The 19,372-nt window shown below is 69.7% G+C and carries 19 protein-coding genes; 12 read left to right on the top strand and 7 right to left on the bottom strand.

The window, feature by feature from the left end; all coding sequences use genetic code 11:
- The first annotated feature begins 101 nt into the window (after positions 1–101).
- From CU044_RS17845 to moaA, 3 genes are all read left to right on the top strand, one after another.
- Complete coding sequence (locus CU044_RS17845; RefSeq protein ID WP_129769693.1) at positions 102–497, top strand: DUF485 domain-containing protein; 396 nt, start codon at positions 102–104, stop codon at positions 495–497.
- A gap of 17 nt (positions 498–514) precedes the next feature.
- Complete coding sequence (locus tag CU044_RS17850; protein ID WP_129769743.1) at positions 515–2,146, top strand: cation acetate symporter; 1,632 nt, start codon at positions 515–517, stop codon at positions 2,144–2,146.
- A 175-nt stretch (positions 2,147–2,321) separates the two neighbouring features.
- Complete coding sequence (moaA, locus tag CU044_RS17855) at positions 2,322–3,314, top strand: GTP 3',8-cyclase MoaA (RefSeq protein ID WP_129769694.1); 993 nt, start codon at positions 2,322–2,324, stop codon at positions 3,312–3,314.
- On the opposite strand, the gene CU044_RS17860 is transcribed toward moaA, so the two are convergent.
- Entirely contained in the window at positions 3,297–3,503 is a 207-nt protein-coding gene (locus CU044_RS17860; protein WP_051746168.1) for a hypothetical protein, read from the bottom strand. The genes moaA and CU044_RS17860 overlap by 18 nt on opposite strands.
- Before the next feature lie 309 nt (positions 3,504–3,812).
- Positions 3,813–4,178: a DUF3099 domain-containing protein gene (locus CU044_RS17865; RefSeq protein WP_129769695.1), complete on the bottom strand. Its 366-nt coding sequence runs from the start codon at positions 4,176–4,178 to the stop codon at positions 3,813–3,815.
- Between the two features lie 223 nt (positions 4,179–4,401).
- Between CU044_RS17865 and CU044_RS17870 the strand changes: the two genes are divergently transcribed.
- Positions 4,402–4,689, top strand: coding sequence for a GlsB/YeaQ/YmgE family stress response membrane protein (locus CU044_RS17870; RefSeq protein ID WP_129769696.1), 288 nt, complete (start codon positions 4,402–4,404; stop codon positions 4,687–4,689).
- 240 nt (positions 4,690–4,929) lie between these two features.
- Here CU044_RS17870 and tyrS read toward each other — a convergent pair whose 3' ends face one another.
- From tyrS to CU044_RS17885, 3 genes are all read right to left on the bottom strand, one after another.
- A complete protein-coding gene (gene tyrS / locus CU044_RS17875) occupies positions 4,930–6,198 on the bottom strand; it encodes a tyrosine--tRNA ligase (protein ID WP_129769697.1) in 1,269 nt (422 codons plus the stop codon).
- A 57-nt stretch (positions 6,199–6,255) separates the two neighbouring features.
- The gene (locus CU044_RS17880; RefSeq protein WP_129769698.1) at positions 6,256–7,653 is read right to left on the bottom strand and encodes a TldD/PmbA family protein; all 1,398 of its coding nucleotides are present in this window, start codon (positions 7,651–7,653) and stop codon (positions 6,256–6,258) included.
- Positions 7,654–7,735: 82 nt separating this feature from the next.
- The gene (locus CU044_RS17885; RefSeq protein ID WP_129769699.1) at positions 7,736–9,259 is read right to left on the bottom strand and encodes a TldD/PmbA family protein; all 1,524 of its coding nucleotides are present in this window, start codon (positions 9,257–9,259) and stop codon (positions 7,736–7,738) included.
- A 194-nt stretch (positions 9,260–9,453) separates the two neighbouring features.
- Here CU044_RS17885 and fabG point away from each other — a divergent pair, with 194 nt between their 5' ends.
- The 3 genes from fabG (at position 9,454) to CU044_RS17900 (ending at position 11,547) form a co-directional block, all read left to right on the top strand.
- Positions 9,454–10,173 (top strand): 3-oxoacyl-[acyl-carrier-protein] reductase, encoded by a 720-nt coding sequence (gene fabG / locus CU044_RS17890; protein ID WP_129769700.1) that lies wholly within the window; start codon positions 9,454–9,456, stop codon positions 10,171–10,173.
- A gap of 4 nt (positions 10,174–10,177) precedes the next feature.
- Positions 10,178–10,951, top strand: a complete 774-nt coding sequence (gene fabI / locus CU044_RS17895) for an enoyl-ACP reductase FabI (RefSeq protein WP_129769701.1) — start codon at positions 10,178–10,180, stop codon at positions 10,949–10,951.
- Positions 10,952–11,181: 230 nt separating this feature from the next.
- Entirely contained in the window at positions 11,182–11,547 is a 366-nt protein-coding gene (locus tag CU044_RS17900; protein WP_129769702.1) for a hypothetical protein, read from the top strand.
- Between the two features lie 27 nt (positions 11,548–11,574).
- Here CU044_RS17900 and CU044_RS17905 read toward each other — a convergent pair whose 3' ends face one another.
- Positions 11,575–12,249, bottom strand: a complete 675-nt coding sequence (locus CU044_RS17905; RefSeq protein WP_129769703.1) for a FadR/GntR family transcriptional regulator — start codon at positions 12,247–12,249, stop codon at positions 11,575–11,577.
- 52 nt (positions 12,250–12,301) lie between these two features.
- Here CU044_RS17905 and CU044_RS17910 point away from each other — a divergent pair, with 52 nt between their 5' ends.
- The 4 genes from CU044_RS17910 to CU044_RS17925 all read left to right on the top strand — a co-directional run bounded on the left by CU044_RS17910 (position 12,302) and on the right by CU044_RS17925 (position 14,823).
- The gene (locus CU044_RS17910) at positions 12,302–13,687 is read left to right on the top strand and encodes an MFS transporter (RefSeq protein ID WP_129769704.1); all 1,386 of its coding nucleotides are present in this window, start codon (positions 12,302–12,304) and stop codon (positions 13,685–13,687) included.
- 4 nt (positions 13,688–13,691) lie between these two features.
- The gene (locus CU044_RS40030; RefSeq protein WP_129769705.1) at positions 13,692–13,808 is read left to right on the top strand and encodes an SGM_5486 family transporter-associated protein; all 117 of its coding nucleotides are present in this window, start codon (positions 13,692–13,694) and stop codon (positions 13,806–13,808) included.
- A 195-nt stretch (positions 13,809–14,003) separates the two neighbouring features.
- Positions 14,004–14,213 (top strand): hypothetical protein, encoded by a 210-nt coding sequence (locus tag CU044_RS17920; RefSeq protein WP_129769706.1) that lies wholly within the window; start codon positions 14,004–14,006, stop codon positions 14,211–14,213.
- 91 nt (positions 14,214–14,304) lie between these two features.
- On the top strand, positions 14,305–14,823 hold the full coding sequence (locus CU044_RS17925; RefSeq protein ID WP_129769707.1) for a histidine phosphatase family protein: 519 nt from the start codon (positions 14,305–14,307) through the stop codon (positions 14,821–14,823).
- A gap of 140 nt (positions 14,824–14,963) precedes the next feature.
- Here CU044_RS17925 and serB read toward each other — a convergent pair whose 3' ends face one another.
- Positions 14,964–16,184 (bottom strand): phosphoserine phosphatase SerB, encoded by a 1,221-nt coding sequence (gene serB / locus CU044_RS17930; protein WP_129769708.1) that lies wholly within the window; start codon positions 16,182–16,184, stop codon positions 14,964–14,966.
- A gap of 460 nt (positions 16,185–16,644) precedes the next feature.
- Between serB and CU044_RS17935 the strand changes: the two genes are divergently transcribed.
- Positions 16,645–19,311 carry an FHA domain-containing protein gene (locus tag CU044_RS17935; RefSeq protein WP_129769709.1) on the top strand — a complete coding sequence of 889 codons (2,667 nt, stop codon included), beginning with the start codon at positions 16,645–16,647 and terminating at the stop codon, positions 19,309–19,311.
- The last annotated feature ends 61 nt before the right edge of the window (positions 19,312–19,372 follow it).

Below are 19,372 nucleotides of genomic sequence, written 5' to 3' on the forward strand. Positions count from 1 at the left end.
CATGCCCTCCGTGCCGTTGTCAGGGGGACCAGCACATCCGCACCCCCTGTGAGGTTTCCCTGATGCCCCACCCCACCGCACCCGCGTCACGAGGAGATTCCGTGGCTTCCGATGCACCGCCGCCCCAGGGCGGTACGGACACCAGCCCCGCCCAGTCAACGCCGGACCGGCCCACGACGGCGCAGCCCACGACGGCGCAGTTCGTCGAGGTGCAGGAGAGCGCGGAATTCGGCGAACTGCGCCGTACGTACCGCTCCTTCGCCTTCCCGCTGACCGTCGCCTTCATCGCCTGGTACCTGCTGTACGTCCTGCTGTCCAACTACGCGGGCGGCTTCATGGGCACCAAGGTCGTCGGCAACATCAACGTGGCCCTGGTCCTCGGCCTCGCGCAGTTCGTCACCACCTTCCTCATCGCCTGGTTCTACGCGCGGCACGCGTCGCGCAAGCTCGACCCGAAGGCGGACGTCATCAAGTCGCGCATGGAGGCCGACGCATGAGCCAGTCGCTCCCCCTCATGAGTCACCCGGTCCAGCAGCAGCTCGCCGCCGCCACGGACGCCAGCGAGCACCGGCCGCTGATCATCACCCTCTTCGGCCTCTTCGTCGTGGCGACGCTCGTCATCACCGTCTGGGCCGGCCGCCAGACCAAGAGCGCCTCCGACTTCTACGCGGGCGGCCGCCAGTTCACCGGCTTCCAGAACGGTCTCGCGGTCTCCGGCGACTACATGTCCGCCGCGTCCTTCCTCGGTATCGCCGGCGCCATCGCGCTCTTCGGATACGACGGCTTCCTCTACTCCATCGGATTCCTGGTCGCCTGGCTGGTCGCGCTGCTGCTCGTCGCCGAGCCGCTGCGCAACTCCGGCCGGTACACGATGGGAGACGTCCTCGCGTACCGCATGCGCCAGCGGCCGGTCCGTACCGCCGCGGGCACCTCCACCATCGTGGTCTCGATCTTCTACCTGCTGGCGCAGATGGCCGGCGCGGGCGTGCTGGTCTCCCTGCTGCTCGGGATCACCAGCGACGCCGGGAAGATCGCCATCGTGGCGCTGGTCGGCCTGCTGATGATCGTGTACGTCACGATCGGCGGGATGAAGGGCACCACCTGGGTCCAGATGGTGAAGGCCGTGCTGCTCATCGCGGGCACCCTGCTGATCACCTTCCTGATCCTGTGGAAGTTCAACTTCAACCTCTCCGACCTGCTGGGCACGGCGGCGAGCAACAGCGGCAAGGGCGCGGCCTTCCTGGAGCCCGGTCTGAAGTACGGCGCCACCGAGACCTCCAAGCTGGACTTCATCTCGCTGGGCATCGCGCTCGTCCTCGGTACGGCGGGGCTGCCGCACATCCTGATCCGCTTCTACACGGTGCCGACCGCCAAGGCCGCCCGCAAGTCGGTCATCTGGGCCATCGGCATCATCGGCGCCTTCTATCTGATGACCATCGTGCTCGGCTTCGGCGCGGCCGCCCTGCTCAAGCCCGGCGACATCATCGCCTCCAACAAGGCGGGCAATACGGCGGCGCCGCTGGCCGCCCTGGAGATCGGCGGCGGCGCCGACTCCACCGGGGGCGCGATCCTGCTCGCCGTGATCTCCGCGGTCGCCTTCGCCACCATCCTCGCGGTCGTCGCGGGACTGACCCTGGCGTCCTCGTCGTCGTTCGCGCACGACATCTACGCCAACGTCATCCGCAAGGGGGAGGCGACCGAGAAGGAGGAGGTCCGCGCGGCCCGCTGGGCGACCGTCGCCATCGGCATCGTCTCGATCGCGCTCGGCGCCCTCGCCCGCGATCTGAACGTGGCCGGGCTGGTGGCGCTCGCCTTCGCGGTCGCCGCCTCGGCCAATCTGCCGACGATCCTCTACAGCCTGTTCTGGAAGCGGTTCACCACCCAGGGCGCCCTGTGGTCGATCTACGGCGGTCTGGCCTCGTCCGTACTGCTGGTGCTGTTCTCACCGGTCGTCTCCGGCAAGCCGACCTCGATGTTCCCCGGTGTCGACTTCCACTTCTTCCCGCTGGAGAACCCGGGGCTGATCTCGATCCCGCTGGGCTTCCTGCTCGGCTGGCTGGGCACCGTGCTGTCGAAGGAGGAGCCGGACAAGGGCAAGTACGCCGAGCTGGAGGTCAAGTCCCTGACCGGCACGGCGGCGCACTGACCTCGCACCGACCTCCGAGAGCACAGCGGATTCTGTACACGGTATACAGAATCGCGGCCGCATCGTAGAGTCCTACGATGCGGCCTTGCCGCTCCTCGTGACATACGGGCCCTGGCGATGTCAGTCGTCTGACGTAGGCTCAACGTGTCGGAACCGAACAGGGAGGTGGCCCGGAGTGCTTGTCGACACCTTTGGTCGCATCGCCACTGACCTGCGCGTCTCGCTCACGGACCGGTGCAATCTCAGGTGTACGTACTGCATGCCGGAAGAGGGCCTTCAGTGGCTCACCAAATCGGATCTGCTCAGCGACGACGAGATCGTCCGGCTGGTCCGTATCGCCGTGACGCTCCTGGGAATCACGGAAGTCCGCTTCACCGGCGGTGAACCGCTGCTCAGGCCCGGTCTCGTCGGGATCGTCGAGCGCTGCGCGGCGCTGGAGCCGCGCCCGCGGATGTCCCTGACCACCAATGGAATCGGGCTCAAGCGGACGGCCGCCGCGCTGCGGGCGGCCGGTCTCGACCGGGTCAATGTCTCGCTCGACACGCTGCGCCCCGACGTCTTCAAGGCCCTCACCCGCCGTGACCGGCACCAGGACGTGCTGGACGGTCTGCGCGCGGCCCACGATGCGGGGCTGACCCCGGTCAAGGTCAACACCGTCCTGATGCCGGGGCTGAACGGCGACGAGGCCCCCGATCTGCTGGCCTGGGCCGTGGAGCACGGCTACGAGCTGCGCTTCATCGAGCAGATGCCGCTCGACGCCCAGCACGGCTGGAAGCGCGACGGCATGATAACGGCCAGTGACATCCTCGCATCGCTGCGCACACGCTTCGCGCTCACCGAGGAGGACGACTCCCTGCGGGGCACGGCGCCCGCCGAGCGCTGGGTGGTGGACGGCGGCACGCACCGCGTGGGCGTGATCGCGTCCGTCACCCGCCCGTTCTGCCAGTCCTGCGACCGCACGCGGCTGACCGCCGACGGACAGATCCGTACCTGCCTGTTCGCCCAGGAGGAGACGGACCTGCGGGGCGCGCTGCGCTCCGACGCGCCCGACGAGGAGATCGCCGCGCTCTGGAAGACGGCGATGTGGGGCAAGAAGGCCGGCTCCGGTCTGGATGACCCGGCGGCGTTCCTCCAGCCCGACCGGCCGATGTCAGCGATCGGTGGCTGAGTTCCGCTCCCACTCGGTCAGTTCCACCACGTCCTTCAGAAAACCGCGCATCCCCAGGAACGAGGAGAGGTGCTCGCGGTGTTCGTCGCAGGCCAGCCAGGTCTTGCGGCGCTCGGGCGTGTGCAGCTTGGGATTGTTCCAGGCGAGGACCCAGACGGCGGGCGCGCGGCAGCCCTTGGCGGAACAGATCGGGGCCGTGTCACCGGCGGAGCTCTCCGGAGAGCCGGGGAGACCGGGAAAGCCGGGAGCGCCGGGGAGGCTGGGCGAATCGGGGGAGCCAGGCGAATCGGGGGAGCCGGGGAAGTTCACCTGACCACCCTAAGACACAGTCCGTCACCGGAAATGGCGACGCCGGGCAGCCACGGGGGGAGCTGCCCGGCGTCGGTCCGTCGCTCCGACGGGGGATGCGGAGCGCCTTTAAAGTATGTCACGGGCAACGGGGTGCCGTGCACCGGAACTTCACGATTGATCTGAGCTTTTCTTGAGCTTTGCGGAGTGTTACGGACCGCTTGGCCGGTCCCCTTCGGCGGCCGTGGGGCCGGTTTCCGCCACGGCAGGTTCCACAGGGGGCGCGATCATTCTATGGGCCGGCGGGGCGATATGGGCCGAGGGCAGTGAAGTGACGTTCTCCCGGCCCCCGTTGGCGATCACCACGGCCACGTAGGGCAGCAGCACCCCCAGAGCGAGCGTCACGATCGCGACCGGCCGTTCCACGTTCCACAGCGCCACGGTCGCGATGACCGCGAGCGTCCGTACGGACATCGAGATCACATACCGGCGCTGCCGGCCGCGTACGTCCTCGGCGAGTCCCTGCCGGGCTCCCGTGATCCGGAAGACCTCCGTGCCGCCCTGCTTCCGCACCACGTTCCCACCACCCGATTCTGTGCCGGACGTTCGCCGGAACTCTCCCCGGACCGGACGTGGACAACGGTACGCCGGGACCCCGGCGGCCACGAGAGCGGGGGCAGTCCCATCCTGTCCGCGACGCCGCCTTCCCGCCACGTACGGCGGTGTCCGACATGCGCCAAATGGCGGACCGCCCCAGACTGGCGATCACGCGCATACCGCGCCGTGTGAGGAGGCGACCATGAACTGGCTGTGGGTCATCATCGTGGGCCTGGTGCTCGGCCTGCTCGCGCGGGCCATCATCCCGGGCAAGCAGCACATCCCCCTGTGGCTGACGATCCTGTGCGGCATCCTGGGCAGCTTCCTCGGCAACGCGGTCGCGGGCTGGATCGGTGTCGCGCACACCAAGGGAGTGGACTGGACCCGCCATGTGCTCCAGCTGATCGGGGCCATCGTCGTCGTCTTCTTCGGCAACATGCTCTGGAACGCGATCCGCGGCAACAAGCGGGGCAGCCGGCAGAGAGTCTGAACCGGGCGCCGCCCCGGGCCGGGCGGGACGGGGACAGGGCGGGACGGTCACGGCCGGGCACGCGTGCGCATGCCCGGCCGCAGCCGTCGGCCGTGGACGAGGAGAGCCGTACGCCACAGCCGTACACGCTCCACGAGCGAGCCGTACGGAACCGGGGCCAGCCGGCCGGGACCCGGGTCAGGGCCGTACGGACCCGGGGCCGTACGGCGAGACCCTGGGGCAGCCGGCCGGGACCCGGGGTCAGCCGGCGGTGACCTCCACCGCCGCCAGATTCCTCTTGCCCCTGCGGAGCACCAGCCAGCGGCCGTGCAGCAGCTCCGCACGGTCGGGTACGGCATCCGCGTCGGAGACCTTGACGTTGTTCACGTAGGCCCCGCCCTCCTTGACCGTACGGCGAGCCGCCGACTTGCTCGGCGCCAGACCCGTCTCGGCGAACAGATCGACCACCGACGCCGGCTCGGCGACCTCGGCGCGCGGCAGCTCGGAGAGCGCCGCGCTCAGCGTCGCCTCGTCGAGCTCCGCCAGCTCACCCTGCCCGAACAGCGCCCGGGACGCCGCGACGACCGCCGCGCACTGGTCGGCGCCGTGGACGAGCGTCGTCAGCTCCTCCGCCAGCGCCCGCTGGGCCGCACGGGCCTGCGGACGCTCCGCGGTCGCCCGCTCCAGCTCCTCCAGCTCCGCCTGGCTCCTGAAGCTCAGGATGCGGCTGTACGCGGAGATGTCACGGTCGTCCACGTTGAGCCAGAACTGGTAGAACGCGTACGGCGTGGTCATCTCCGGGTCGAGCCAGACCGCCCCGCCCTCGGTCTTGCCGAACTTGGTTCCGTCCGCCTTCGTCATCAGCGGCGTCGCCAGCGCGTGCACGGTGGCGCCCGGCTCCAGGCGGTGGATCAGATCGAGACCGGCGGTCAGATTGCCCCACTGGTCGCTGCCGCCCTGCTGGAGGACACAGCCGTAGCGGCGGTACAGCTCCAGGAAGTCCATGCTCTGGAGCAGCTGGTAGCTGAACTCGGTGTAACTGATGCCCTCGTCGGACTCCAGCCGACGGGCGATGGAGTCCTTCGTGAGCATCTTGTTCACCCGGAAGTGCTTGCCGATGTCCCGCAGGAACTCGATCGCGGACAGCGACGCGGTCCAGTCCAGGTTGTTGACCATGGTCGCCGCGTTCGGACCCTCGAAGTCCAGGAACGGCTCGATCTGGGACCGCAGCCGCCGCACCCAGCCGGCGACCGTCTCCGGGTCGTTCAGCGTCCGCTCGGCGGTCGGCCGGGGATCACCGATCTGACCGGTGGCCCCGCCCACCAGCGCCAGCGGCCGGTGCCCCGCCCGCTGGAGCCTGCGTACGGTCAGCACCTGCACGAGGTGTCCGACATGCAGACTGGGCGCTGTGGGATCGAAGCCGCAATAGAACGTGACGGGACCGTCCGCGAGCGCCTTGCGCAAAGCGTCCTCGTCAGTGGACTGGGCGAACAGCCCGCGCCACTTCAGCTCGTCGACGATGTCCGTCACGGTCGTCTCTCTCCTCGAACGGTTCACTGGTAGGTATCACCGGCCAGTGTATGGGGGTCATACACCCCGGCTGACCGAGCTCATATTGAAATCGGGGATACGCAGGGCGGGCGTCGCGGCCCGGGTGAACCAGTCGCTCCATTCGCGCGGCAGCGTCTTCTCCGTACGCCCGGCCTCCGACGCCCGCGACAGCAGATCGACCGGCGACTCGTTGAACCGGAAGTTGTTCACCTCGCCGACGACCTCGCCGTTCTCGACGAGATAGACGCCGTCCCTGGTCAGCCCGGTGAGCAGCAGTGTCGCCGGATCCACCTCGCGGATGTACCAGAGACAGGTCAGCAGCAGCCCGCGCCCGGTGTCCGCGACCATCTCCTCCAGCGAACGCTCGCCCCCGCCCTCCAGCACCAGATTGCCGATGCCGGGTGCGACCGGCAGGCCGGTCAGCCCGGCGCTGTGCCGGGTGGTGATCAGATGCGCCAGCTCGCCGTCCCGCACCCAGTCCGTCGCCGTCAGCGGCAGACCGTTGTCGAAGACGGAGGCGTCGTCCCCGGAGGAGTGCGCGATCACGAACGGCGCGGACTCCAGGCCCGGCTCGTGCGGATCGCTGCGCAGGGTCAGCGGCAGCTCGGAGAGCTTCTCGCCGACGCGGGTGCCGCCGCCGGGACGGGAGAAGACCGTACGGCCCTCCGCCGCGTCACGGGCGGACGAGGACCACAGCTGGTAGATCACCAGATCGGCCACGGCGGTCGGCGGCAGCAGCGTCTCGTACCGGCCCGCGGGCAGCTCGATCTTCCGCTCCGCCCAGGCCAGCCGCCGCGCCAGCTCGGTGTCGAGGGAGGCCGGGTCCACGTCCTTGAAGTCGCGGGTGGACCGGCCGGCCCAGGCCGAGCGGGTGCGGTCGGGCGACTTGGCGTTCAGCTCCAGCGTCCCGCTCGGCTGGTCGTGGCGCAGTCGTACGCCCGTGGACGTACCGAGATAGGTCGAGGTCAGCTCATGGTTGGCGAACCCGTACAGCTCACGGCCGCCGGCCCGGGCACGGGCGAACGACTCACCGAGCGCGGGCGCGAAGTCCGCGAAGACGGCGGAGGTGGTCTCGGCGGGCGCGTCGGTGAAGTCCCCGGACACCTGACCCCCGTCGACCAGGGGCCGCGCGTCCTCGGCGGGCCCGGCCGCGCGCGCGGCGGCCTCGGCGGCCCGTACGAGCGGCTCCAGATCAGCGGCGGTGACGGCGGAGCGCGACACGACACCGGACGCGGTGCCCTGCGAGCCGTCGACGGTCGCGATGACGGTGAGCGTCCGGCCCCGGGTGACCCCGTTGGTCGTCAGCGCGTTGCCCGCCCAGCGCAGATTGGCCGAGGACTGCTCGTCGGCGATGACCACGCAGCCGTCGGCGGTGGACAGTTCGAGGGCACGCTCGACGATCTCGTGCGGCTTGCTGACAGAGCTGGTGGTCATCGTCCGGCCTCCTGCGTGGTGTTGAGACTGTGCTGTCCCGGGAGGCGACCCCCGGACCCCCGGCCGACAACGGTCGTGGCGCTCATCGTCCGGCCTCCTGCGTGGTGTTGAGAACGTTGACGCCGCGGAACAGGGCGGAGGGGCAGCCGTGGGAGACCGCCGCCACCTGCCCCGGCTGGGCCTTGCCGCAGTTGAAGGCGCCGCCCAGCACATAGGTCCGCGGTCCGCCGACCGCCTCCATCGAGCCCCAGAAGTCCGTGGTCGTCGCCTGGTACGCGACATCGCGCAGCTGGCCCGCCAGCTTGCCGTTCTCGATACGGAAGAAGCGCTGCGCCGTGAACTGGAAGTTGTAGCGCTGCATGTCGATCGACCACGACCGGTCGCCGACCACATAGATCCCGCGCTCCACCCCGCCGATCAGATCCTCCGTGCTCAGCCCGCCCGGATCCGGCCGCAGTGACACGTTCGCCATGCGCTGGACGGGCACATGGCCCGGCGAGTCCGCGTACGCGCAGCCGTTGGAGCGGCCGAGGCCGGTGAGCTTCGCGATCCTGCGGTCCAGCTGGTAGCCGACGAGCGTGCCGTCCTTGACCAGGTCCCACGACTGCGCCTCGACGCCCTCGTCGTCGTACCCGATGGTGGCGAGACCGTGCTCCGCGGTCCTGTCGCCCGTCACGTTCATCACCGAGGAGCCGTACGCCAACTTCCCCAGCTGGTCGAACGTGGCGAACGAGGTCCCGGCGTACGCCGCCTCGTAGCCCAGCGCCCGGTCCAGCTCGGTGGCGTGGCCGATCGACTCGTGAATCGTCAGCCACAGGTTGGACGGGTCGACGACCAGGTCGTACGTGCCCGCCTCGACGCTCGGCGCCCGCATCTTCTCGGCGAGCAGGCCGGGGATGCTCTCCAGCTCGGCGTCCCAGTCCCAGCCGGTCCCGGTGAGGTACTCCCAGCCCCGGCCGACGGGAGGGGCGATCGTGCGCATCGAGTCGAACTCGCCGCTCTCGCCGTCCACCGCCACCGCGGTGAGCTGCGGATGGAGCCTGACGCGCTGCTGGGTGGTGACCGTGCCCGCGGTGTCCGCGTAGAACTTGTTCTCATGGACGGTGAGCAGCGAGGCGTCCACATGCGCGACGCCGTCGGCCCGCAGCAGCCGCCCGCTCCACTCCGCGAGGAGCCCGGTCTTCTCCTCGTCGGGCACCTCGAACGGGTCGATCTCGTACGCCGACACCCATGTCTTCTCGGCGTGCACCGGCTCCTCGGCCAGCTCGACCCGCTCGTCGGACCCCGCCGCGGCGATCACTTTCGCGGACAGCTTCGCCATCGCCACGGCCTGTCCCGCGACCCGCGCCGCCGCGTCCATGGAGAGATCGACCCCGGACGCGAAGCCCCAGGCGCCTCCGTGCACCACCCGGACCGCGTAGCCGAGATCGGTGGTGTCCGACGAGCCGGCGGGCTTGCCGTCCCGCAGCCGCAGGGCCGCGCCGCGCACCCGCTCGAAGCGGAAGTCGGCATGATCGGCGCCGAGCGCACGGGCCCTGGCGAGCGCGGCGTCGGCGAGCGCCCGCAGTGGCAGCGCCGTGAAGGCTTCGTCGATGGAATGAGGCACTGATGTCTCCTGTCGTCGAGACTGGTCGACCTGATCATGTCGCGTCGGCGGGCCCTTGCCCACCACTTTCTGTAGGGATCCAACAGGGTCGTCACCGAGGCGCTGTCAGGGGTCGATTCTCCGCGAGAGGCACGGTACCGATAGGTTTTCGACGTACCAGACAGCTGGAAGACCGCTAGGGAAAGGCTGATCCGTTGAGCCGCTCGGTTCTCGTTACCGGAGGAAACCGGGGCATCGGCCTCGCCATCGCCCGCGCCTTCACGGAAAACGGTGACAAGGTCGCCATCACATACCGGTCCGGCGAGCCGCCGCGGGCCCTGACGGAGCTGGGCTGCCTGGCGGTCCGCTGCGACATCACCGACAGCGAGCAGGTGGAGCAGGCCTACAAGGAGATCGAGGAGAAGCACGGTCCCGTGGAGGTGCTGGTGGCCAACGCCGGTATCACCAAAGACCAGTTGCTGATGCGGATGTCCGAGGAGGACTTCGCCTCCGTGCTCGACACCAACCTCACCGGCACCTTCCGGGTCGTCAAGCGCGCCAACCGCGCCATGCTGCGCGCCAAGAAGGGCCGGGTCGTCCTGATCTCCTCGGTGGTCGGGCTGCTCGGCTCGGCGGGGCAGGCCAACTACGCGGCCTCCAAGGCCGGTCTGGTCGGTTTCGCCCGCTCCCTCGCCCGCGAACTGGGCTCGCGGAACATCACCTTCAATGTCGTCGCGCCCGGCTTCGTCGACACCGATATGACGAAGGTGCTCACCGACGAGCAGCGCGCGGGCATCGTCTCGCAGGTACCGCTCGGCCGCTATGCGCAGCCGGAGGAGATCGCCGCCACGGTGCGGTTTCTCGCCTCCGACGACGCCTCGTACATCACTGGAGCCGTCATTCCCGTTGACGGCGGATTGGGCATGGGTCACTGATCACATGAGTGGAATCCTCGCCGGCAAGCGCATTCTCGTCACGGGTGTTCTCACCGAGTCCTCCATCGCCTTCCACGCCGCCAAGGTGGCGCAGGAGGAGGGCGCGGAGGTCATCCTCACCGGCTTCGGCAGGCTCACGCTCGTCGAGCGCATCGCGAAGCGGCTGCCCAAGCCCGCCCCGGTCATCGAGCTGGACGTCACCAACCAGGAGCACCTGGACGGGCTGGCGGACCGGGTCCGGGAGATCCAGGGCGAGGGCGGCGCCGGGCTCGACGGCATCGTGCACTCGATCGCCTTCGGTCCGCAGGGCGCCTTCAACTTCCTGGAGGGCACCTGGGAGGACGTCGGCACCGCGGTGCAGGTCTCGGCGTACTCGCTGAAGTCGCTGACGATGGCCTGTCTGCCGCTGATGGGGCGCGGCGGCTCGGTCGTCGGGCTGACCTTCGACGCGCAGGTGGCCTGGCCCAAGTACGACTGGATGGGGGTCGCCAAGGCGGCGCTCGAATCCACCAACCGCTACCTCGCCCGTGATCTCGGCGCGCGGAACGTCCGCTGCAACCTGATCTCGGCCGGTCCCATCAAGTCGATGGCCGCCAAGTCCATCCCGGGCTTCGAGGAGCTCGCGGACGTGTGGAACCACCGGGCCCCGATCGGCTGGGACCTCTCGGACCCGGAGCCGGCCGGACGCGGGGTCGTCGGTCTGCTGTCGGACTTCTTCCCGAAGACCACGGGCGAGATCGTCCATGTCGACGGTGGCGTGCACATGATGGGCGCCTGACGCCCGTACCGTTCGCGTACCCCGGAAGCCGCGTGACCGTCCAGGAGACGGCGCGCGGCTTCCGTGTGTGACGGGTGCGGCCAGTGCGTGACGGGCGCGGCTCCGTGTGTGACAAGCCGGGATGTGCCCGCCGCGTCCGCCCGAGTCGAAAAGACCGGCGATGCACCGCACACTGAGCGGACCGGGGTCATCCGGTCACCGTGGGGGAGGGGGCGAGGAGGTGTGTGCGCATGCGCCCGCAGCGTCGCCGTACGACAGCGCTCACGACAGCGCTCACGACAGCCGCTCTGCTCACGACGGGACTCGCGGTCTCCCTGACCGGCGCGCCGAGCGCCGGGGCCGTCGCGAAGCGCGGTGACTCCGACCGCTTCCACGCCTCCTGCCGTACGACGATAGAGGGCTCGCGGGCCACCGCGTCCTGCCACAACCCGTATCCCGAGGCCGACCGGATCCGGCTGCACGTGGAGTGCGCGCGCTGGTGGGACATCGACGCCGACAGTGCGCCCGTGGAGGTCGGACCGGCCGGATACGCCGAGCTGACGGACCGGTGCTGGAAGGAGATACGCGAGGTATGGATCACCCATGAGCGGCCCTGAGGGGCCGCGAGCACCGGGCGCGGTGGCTCAGACCCGTTCCCCCAGGCAGCCGAGGCCATGGCTGGCTGCCTCCGTCCCCGCCGTCTCCACGTCGCCCGCCCGGATCGCCGCCACCAGCCGCGCGTGGTCCATATGGTTCTCCGGCCGCAGCTCCCGCCCCACGTTGTCGCGGAGCTGGTCGCGCAGCAGATGGCCCAGATCCGCGTAGACCGCGGTCAGCACATCGTTGTGCGAGGCCGCGACGACCGCCATGTGCAGGCTCGCGTCGGCCATGACGAAGACCTCCGCGTCGCCCGAGGCCCATGCCTCCTCGCGCCGGGCGAGCAGGGTGTCCAGCTGGCGCAGATCCCGTTCCGTACGCCGCTCGGCCGCCATCCGCGCGGCCGACGACTCCAGCGTGGAGCGCAGCTCGACGACATGCCGCGGATCGGCGGTCGCGAACCTGCGGTGCATCACCCCCGCCAGCTCGCTGGTCGCGACGACATACGTGCCCGAACCCTGCCGGATGTCCAGCAGCCCGTTGTGGGCGAGCGCGCGCACCGCCTCGCGGACGGTGTTACGGGCCACACCGAGCAGCTCGACCAGCTCCGGTTCGGTAGGGATACGCGAGCCCACCGGCCATTCGCCCGAGGTGATCTGATTCCGCAGCTCGGTGATCACTTGGTCGGAGAGCGCGGAGCGGCGGGGGGAGTTCAGCGGCATGGTGCTCCTCGTCTGTGGACAACCAATCATCCCATGATTCTATGATGGCTCCATGTCCGACGAGCCGCAGACACAGATACAGCGGATACAGCCGCCACCGCCACCACAGACACCCGGGTCACCGGCGCTCACGAAGTCCCTGAGCCCGACCCCGTCCGTGACCGCGTCCGCCGACGCCCCAGGTCCACGGACCGGGGTCTGGTTCACGCGGCTTCTCGTCGCCGGGCTCGTCCTCGCCGCCCTCAATCTCCGCCCCGCCATCACCAGCCTCGGCGCGCTGCTCGAAGAGGTACGGGACGGGCTGCACATGAGCGGCAGCGTCGCGGGTGTCCTCACCTCCGTACCACCGTTCTGCTTCGCGGTCTTCGGTTTCGCGGCGCCCCGGCTGGCCCGGCGCTTCGGCCCCGGCACGGTCGTCTGCGCGGGCATGGTGGCGATCACGGCGGGGCTGCTGATCCGCCCCTTCGCAGACGGTACGGCCGGCTTCCTCGCGGCGAGCGCGGTCGCGCTCATGGGGATCGCCGTCAGCAACGTCCTGATGCCCGTGATCGTCAAGCGCTACTTCCCCGACCGTGTCGGCACGATGACCGGGCTGTACTCGATGGCGCTCGCGCTCGGCACCGCGCTCGCGGCGGCCGTGACCGTCCCCATGACCGAGGCGCTGGGCGGTAGTTGGCGGACGGGGCTCGGCGTGTGGGCCGTGCTCGCGGCCCTCGCGGTGCTGCCCTGGCTCGGTCTCGTACGCGAGCGGGGCGCCTTCGCGTCGCCGTCGCCGTCGTCTTCGCCGTCGCACGCGGCCACTGTCCCGGCCCAGGCGCAGGCCCAGACTTCGGCTTCGGCTTCGGGGCTGAGCCTCGGGCGCAGCCGTACCGCCTGGGCGCTCGCCTGTTTCTTCGGCCTCCAGGCCACCGGCGCGTACATCACCATGGGCTGGATGCCGCAGATCTTCCGCGACGCGGGGATCTCGGCGGGCACGGCCGGGCTGCTGCTCGCCGTGATCATGGTGATGGGGGTGCCACTGGCCTTCGTGATCCCACGGACGGCCGCGCGTATGAAGAACCAGGGCCCGATCGTCATCGCCCTGGGGCTCTGCGGACTGAGCGCCTACGCGGGCCTGTACTTCGCCCCGGCCGAGGGCGCCTGGGTCTGGGCCGTACTGCTGGGAATCTCGAACTGCTCCTTCCCGCTGGCCCTCACCATGATCGGCATGCGCTCCAGGACCGGCGCGGGCGTCGTACGGCTCTCCGCCTTCGCCCAGAGCACCGGCTACCTGATCTCGATCCCTGGCCCGCTGCTGGTGGGAGTGCTGTACCAGCACACCGGTGGCCCCGGGCTGCCGATCGCGCTGATGGCGACGTTCCTGCTGCCGCAGATGGTGGCGGGCATCGTGGCGGGCAGGGACCGGACGATAGAGGACGAGACGCGGATGCGAGACTGACCGTATGCCAGTCCTTGACCCGAATCCCCAGAACGGCCAGCGGAAGCTGCTCCTCGTCTTCGGCGCGATCATCGGCATCATGGTGATCATCGGAATCATCGCCTCCATCGCGAGCCCCTGACGGGGTGCGCTTGACGTTCCGGGTGCGGTCCTTCCGGAGGCGAACCGAGCCCTCAAAAAATGGGGGTGGGGCTAGCACCACCGTCCCCTAGGGGGTCAGGGTCAGGGTCGAGTGGGTGGGTCACCGGATGGGATCCGGGGGACATGATCCGTAGGTTCGAGGTACCTCGACAACCGCAGACCTACGGAGGCGGCCATGCCGGCCCGAACCCGCTCCCGGTCCCACTCACCCGCCTCCTCCGACAGTGTCGAGATCCGGCTGCCGTGGTGGTCCATGGCGCTGCCCGTCGTCGCCTTCGTCGCGCTGTTCCTGCTGATGGCGGGCCCCGGCCAGGCGCATGCCGCGACGGACGGCCCCACGATGAGCCGGATTCTGGAGCACATCCATCTGACCTTGGGCCGGTAGTACGGGACCGCCGGCGGGCGTGTTCACCCGTGCCGGGGCCGTGCGTCAACACCCTGCGCCCTATGGCGCGTTTCATGCGAAGCTGGGATGCATGAGCGTCGATACAGCCCGCAGGATCGTCCTACTCAGGCACGCGAAGGCCGACTGGCCGGATGTGGCCGACCATGAACGACCGCTTGCCGAGCGTGGCCGCGCGGATGCCGCTGTGGCCGGCCGTCGGCTGGCCGAGACCGGTATCGCCATCGACCTGGCTCTCTGTTCGACCGCGCTCAGGACCCGCGAGACCTGGAAGCTGGCCGTGCAGGAGCTGCCGCAGCGCCCCAGGACCAGTTACGAGGAGCGGCTCTACGACGCCACCCTCGGTGATCTTCTCGCGCTGCTGAACGAGACGCCCGACGAGGTGAACGATCTGCTACTCGTCGGTCACAACCCGGGTATGCACGCCCTGGCCGACGCGCTCTCGGGCGCGGGGGAGGGCGACACCCTCGCCCGGATGACCCGGACCGGCTTCGCGACCTCGGCCTTCGCCGTGATCGTCTTCGACGGCAGCTGGAAGTCGGTGGAGCACGGCGTGGGCAAGCTCGTCGATTTCTGGAGCCCGCACGACTGACCCGGCCAGGCCCGGCCCGGCCGGGCCGGGCCGTACGTCCATCCGTTCACGTTCATGGAGTTACGTTCATGGAGAAGGCCCCGGTCACGCGCTCGGTACGCGTGCCGGGGCCTTCCCATGTACGGGCGGGGCGGCCGTGGTCAGCCGTCCTCGCCGTCCGCCGCCTCGACCTCTTCCCTGGTGATGCCCAGCAGATAGAGCACGGTGTCCAGGAACGGCACGTTCACCGCCGTGTGGGCGGCCTCGCGGACGACGGGCTTGGCGTTGAAGGCCACGCCGAGCCCCGCCGCGTTCAGCATGTCGAGATCGTTCGCGCCGTCGCCGATCGCGACGGTCTGTGCCAGCGGCACCCCCGCCTCGGCGGCGAACCGGCGCAGCAGCCGGGCCTTGCCCGCGCGGTCCACTATCTCGCCCACCACGCGTCCGGTGAGCTTGCCGTCCACGATCTCCAGTGTGTTGGCGGCGGCGAAATCCAGCCCGAGCTGTTCCTGGAGGGCGTCGGTGACCTGGGTGAATCCACCGGAGACGACCCCGACTTGGTAGCCGAGCCGCTTGAGCGTACGGATCAGGGTGCGGGCGCCCGGGGTGAGCCTGACCTCGGCCCGTACCTTCTCCACCACCGACGCGTCCAGCCCGGCCAGCAGCGCCACCCTGGCGTGCAGGGACTGTTCGAAGTCCAGTTCCCCGAGCATCGCCCTGGAGGTGACCTCGGCGACCTCGGCCTCGCAGCCGGCGTGGGCCGCGAAGAGTTCGATGACCTCGTCCTGGATCAGGGTCGAGTCGACATCCATCACCACCAGCCGCTGGGCCCGGCGGTGCAGTCCGGCCGAGACGACGGCGACATCGACGCCGATCTCGGATCCGGTGGTGGCCAGCGCGGTGCGCAGCGGTTCGGTCTCCACCCCGGACACCGCGAACTCCACGGCGGTGACCGGGTATTTCGCCAGCCGGAAGATCCGGTCGATATTGCCGCCGGTCCCGGTGATGCTGGCCGCTATGACCGCCGTCGACTCCGCGGTCAGCGGGTTGCCGAGCACGGTGACATGGGAACGGCCGCTGCCGCGCGGCCGGTTGTCACCGGTGCCCGAGATGATCTCGGCCTGGAGCTTGAGCGATTCCGTCCAGCTGTGCACGGTCGCGCGCAGTGCGCCCTCGCTGGTGCCGCCCGCGGTCGGCGCGGTGATCAGCGCGCACAGCACGATCCGGCCACGGGTGACGACCTGCTCGATGTCGATCACATCGACGGAGTAGGCGGCGAGGGTGTCGAAGAGCCCGGCGGTGATCCCGGGGCGGTCCTTCCCGAAGATCTTGACGAGAAGGGTGGGGACGTCTGCGGTCCGAGGGGGCTGCGATGCGCTCATGGTGCTTCCACCGTATCGGGCCGACCGCCGATGCGCGCTGCCTGTCCCGCGTACCGGACAGCGCGCGGAACGGGGCCGCCCGAGGGGCTGTGACGGTGGCGTGAAGTCGACGTACGGCCGGTGGCCGCGGGACGTACGCGGGCTGAAGCCGGACCTGTCACGGAGCGGTACCACCCGGCCGCCGGCCCTCGCCGCGACCCCGCCTCCGCCTTGCCGGCCCCCTCTCTCCCCTCCGCCCTGTCGGCCCCTCCGCCCCGGCCGCGGGCAGGCCGTCCCACTGGCTTTGTCCCTGTTGGGGGATTTTCCCGCGCCCCCTCGCGCGCTGTTACGAGCTTGTGCCGGTATCGACAAGGCCCGGCTTTCAAACCTGGCTGCGCGCCTGAAATAGTTCCACCCGATGTTCGCCATCCCTAGACTCCCTGCGACGGGGGAAATCGGGGGACAACAAGTGGGGCATGGAGTGCCGGAACTCGTACTGGAATTGAACGGAAGGACCTGGACGCTCGACCCGTCCAGGACATACACCCTCGGACGTGATCCCCAGGGTGACCTGGCTGTCGACGACGCCAGGGTCTCGTGGCGGCACGCCACCATCAGTTGGGGGAGCCGCGGTTGGGTCATCGAGGACCACGGCAGTACCAACGGCACGTACGTGCAGGGCCATCGCATTCAGCAGACGGAGATCGGTCCCGGCTCCGCCGTCCATCTCGGCAACGCCACCGACGGGCCCCGGCTGAGCCTCACCGGCGCGGCGGCGCAGCAGCAGGCCCCGGCGCAACAGCAGGTCCCGGCGCAGCAGGCGCCGCAGCAGCAGGGGTGGCAGCAACAGGCCTGGCAGCAGGCCCCGTACCAGGGACAGCCCCAGGACCAGGGCCAAGTCCACCACCAGGCACAGCACCAAGGACACCACCAGGCACAGCACCAGGCACAGCCGCAAGGACGGCAGCAGGAGCAGCACCAGGCACAGCCGCAAGGACGGCAGCAGGAGCAGCAGCAGGGACACCACAACGCACAGCATCAGCATCAGGCGCAGGCACCGCGGCAGGGGCACATACCTCCCCAGCAGCACGGTCAAGTACCGCACCAGCGGGGCGCGGGGGCCCCGTCGGCGCACGGCGACCGCAGCCCGACCACCTTCCACCAGTTCTCCCTCGGCCGGGTCATGCGCATCGGCCGCGCGCTGGAGAACGAGTTGGTCGTCTCCGACCTCCAGGTCTCCCGTCTGCACGCCGAGTTCACGGCGACGCCCGACGGCCGCTTCGAGATCCATGACCTCGGATCCCACAACGGCACCTTCGTCAACGGCCAGCCGATCGCCAAGTCCGGCACCGTACTGCTCGGCCCGAACGACATCGTCGGCGTCGGCCACTCCACCTTCCGCCTCGTCGGCGACCGCCTTGAGGAGTTCGTCGACACCGGTGAGGTCTCCTTCTCCGCCCGTCATCTCACGGTGACGGTCGACGGCGGCAAGCAGATCCTCAAGGACGTCTCCTTCGGCGTCCCCGAGAAGTCGCTGATCGCGGTCATCGGCCCGTCGGGCTCCGGCAAGTCCACGCTGCTCAAGGCGCTCACCGGCTACCGCCCCGCCGACCAGGGCGAGGTCCTCTACGACAACCGCAACCTGTACAAGCAGTTCGCCGAGCTGCGCCAGCGCATCGGTCTGGTCCCGCAGGACGACATCCTGCACAAGGAACTGACCGTGAAGAAGGCGCTCAAGTACGCCGCCAAGCTCCGCTTCCCCGGTGACACCGCCGAGGCCGAGCGCGAGGCCAGGATCGGTGAGGTCCTCGGCGAGCTGAAGCTCGACATCCACAAGGACAAGAAGATCACCTCGCTCTCCGGCGGCCAGCGCAAGCGCGTCTCCGTCGCCCTGGAGCTGCTCACCAAGCCGTCGCTGATCTTCCTCGACGAGCCGACCTCCGGCCTCGACCCGGGGATGGACCGCGATGTCATGCAGCTGCTGCGCGGCCTCGCCGACGACGGCCGTACGGTCCTGGTCGTCACCCACTCCGTGGCCGAGCTGGCGAGCTGCGACAAACTGCTCGTGATGGCGCCGGGCGGCTCGGTGGCGTACTTCGGGCCGCCCGAGGAAGCGCTCAACTTCTTCGGCTACGAGACCTGGGCCGATGTGTTCTCCGCGTTCGAGAACTACCGCGACTACGACTGGGCGGGCCGCTGGCGCGGCTCGCAGCACTACCAGATGTACGCCGCCGACATCGACGCCGTCGCCGCGCAGTCCGTGCCCATGCCCACGGCCCAGCAGATGCGCCCGCCGAAGCCGCAGAGCTGGGGATCGCAGCTGGGGACGCTGATCCGCCGCTATGTCTCGGTGATCGCGTCCGACAAGGGCTTCATGGGGCTGATGGTGGTCCTGCCCGCCGTGCTCGGTGTGGTCAGCGTCGTCATCCCGGCGAAGTTCGGCCTCGGCCCGCCCGAGGCGCCCGCCCGGTTCAACGGCGGGGCGGGCACGATCATGCTGGTCCTCACGGTCGGCATGTGCTTCTCGGGTGCGGCCAACTCCGTACGTGAGCTGATCAAGGAACGGGTGATCTACGAACGGGAACGGGCCACCGGCCTCTCCCGCTCCGCCTACCTGATGTCCAAGGTCATCACACTCGGGCTGATCACCGCCCTCCAGGGCGTGATCATCTGCGGTATCGGATTCGCGCCCCGTGTGCTGCCCGCCGAGGGCCTGATCCTGCCGCCCGCCGTCGAGATGTGCCTCGTGGTGATCGCCCTCGGCCTCACCTCGATGATGTTCGGCCTGGTCATCTCCTCGCTGGTGAAGACCGCCGAGAAGACGATGCCGCTGCTGGTCATGTTCGCGATCGTCCAGATCGTCTTCACCGGCGTCCTCTTCCAGGTCTACGACTCACCCGGCCTGGAGCAGTTCGCCTGGCTGATGCCGTCGCGCTGGGCCGTCGCGGGCGTGGGCACCACGCTCAGCCTTTCCACGCTGATGGCGCCCTGGGACACGGACGACCCCACCAACGTGGACCCGCTGTGGGAGCACGCGGCGGGCCAGTGGGTCCTGGACATCTCGGTCCTGCTGCTCATCGGTGTCCTCTGCGGTGTCGCGGTGTCGCGTCTGCTGCGCCGCCACGAGCCGGAGGTCATGCGCGAGTAGCCGCCCGGGCCCTGTCGGACAGGGCCCGGCGGTCGCCACGGACCGCGGACGCGCACGCCGA

The organism is Streptomyces sp. L-9-10 (assembly GCF_004151105.1).
Lineage (GTDB): Bacteria > Actinomycetota > Actinomycetes > Streptomycetales > Streptomycetaceae > Streptomyces.

Coding starts and splice junctions, on each gene's coding strand:
- CU044_RS17850 (WP_129769743.1), top strand. CDS start 515: ATGAGTCACCCGGTCCAGCAGCAGCTCGCCGCCGCCACGGACGCCAGC.
- CU044_RS17870 (WP_129769696.1), top strand. CDS start 4,402: ATGAACTGGCTGTGGGTCATCATCGTGGGCCTGGTGCTCGGCCTGCTC.
- CU044_RS17880 (WP_129769698.1), bottom strand. CDS start 7,653: ATGACCACCAGCTCTGTCAGCAAGCCGCACGAGATCGTCGAGCGTGCC.
- fabI (WP_129769701.1), top strand. CDS start 10,178: ATGAGTGGAATCCTCGCCGGCAAGCGCATTCTCGTCACGGGTGTTCTC.
- CU044_RS17900 (WP_129769702.1), top strand. CDS start 11,182: ATGCGCCCGCAGCGTCGCCGTACGACAGCGCTCACGACAGCGCTCACG.
- CU044_RS17905 (WP_129769703.1), bottom strand. CDS start 12,249: ATGCCGCTGAACTCCCCCCGCCGCTCCGCGCTCTCCGACCAAGTGATC.
- CU044_RS17910 (WP_129769704.1), top strand. CDS start 12,302: ATGTCCGACGAGCCGCAGACACAGATACAGCGGATACAGCCGCCACCG.
- CU044_RS40030 (WP_129769705.1), top strand. CDS start 13,692: ATGCCAGTCCTTGACCCGAATCCCCAGAACGGCCAGCGGAAGCTGCTC.
- CU044_RS17920 (WP_129769706.1), top strand. CDS start 14,004: ATGCCGGCCCGAACCCGCTCCCGGTCCCACTCACCCGCCTCCTCCGAC.
- CU044_RS17925 (WP_129769707.1), top strand. CDS start 14,305: ATGAGCGTCGATACAGCCCGCAGGATCGTCCTACTCAGGCACGCGAAG.
- serB (WP_129769708.1), bottom strand. CDS start 16,184: ATGAGCGCATCGCAGCCCCCTCGGACCGCAGACGTCCCCACCCTTCTC.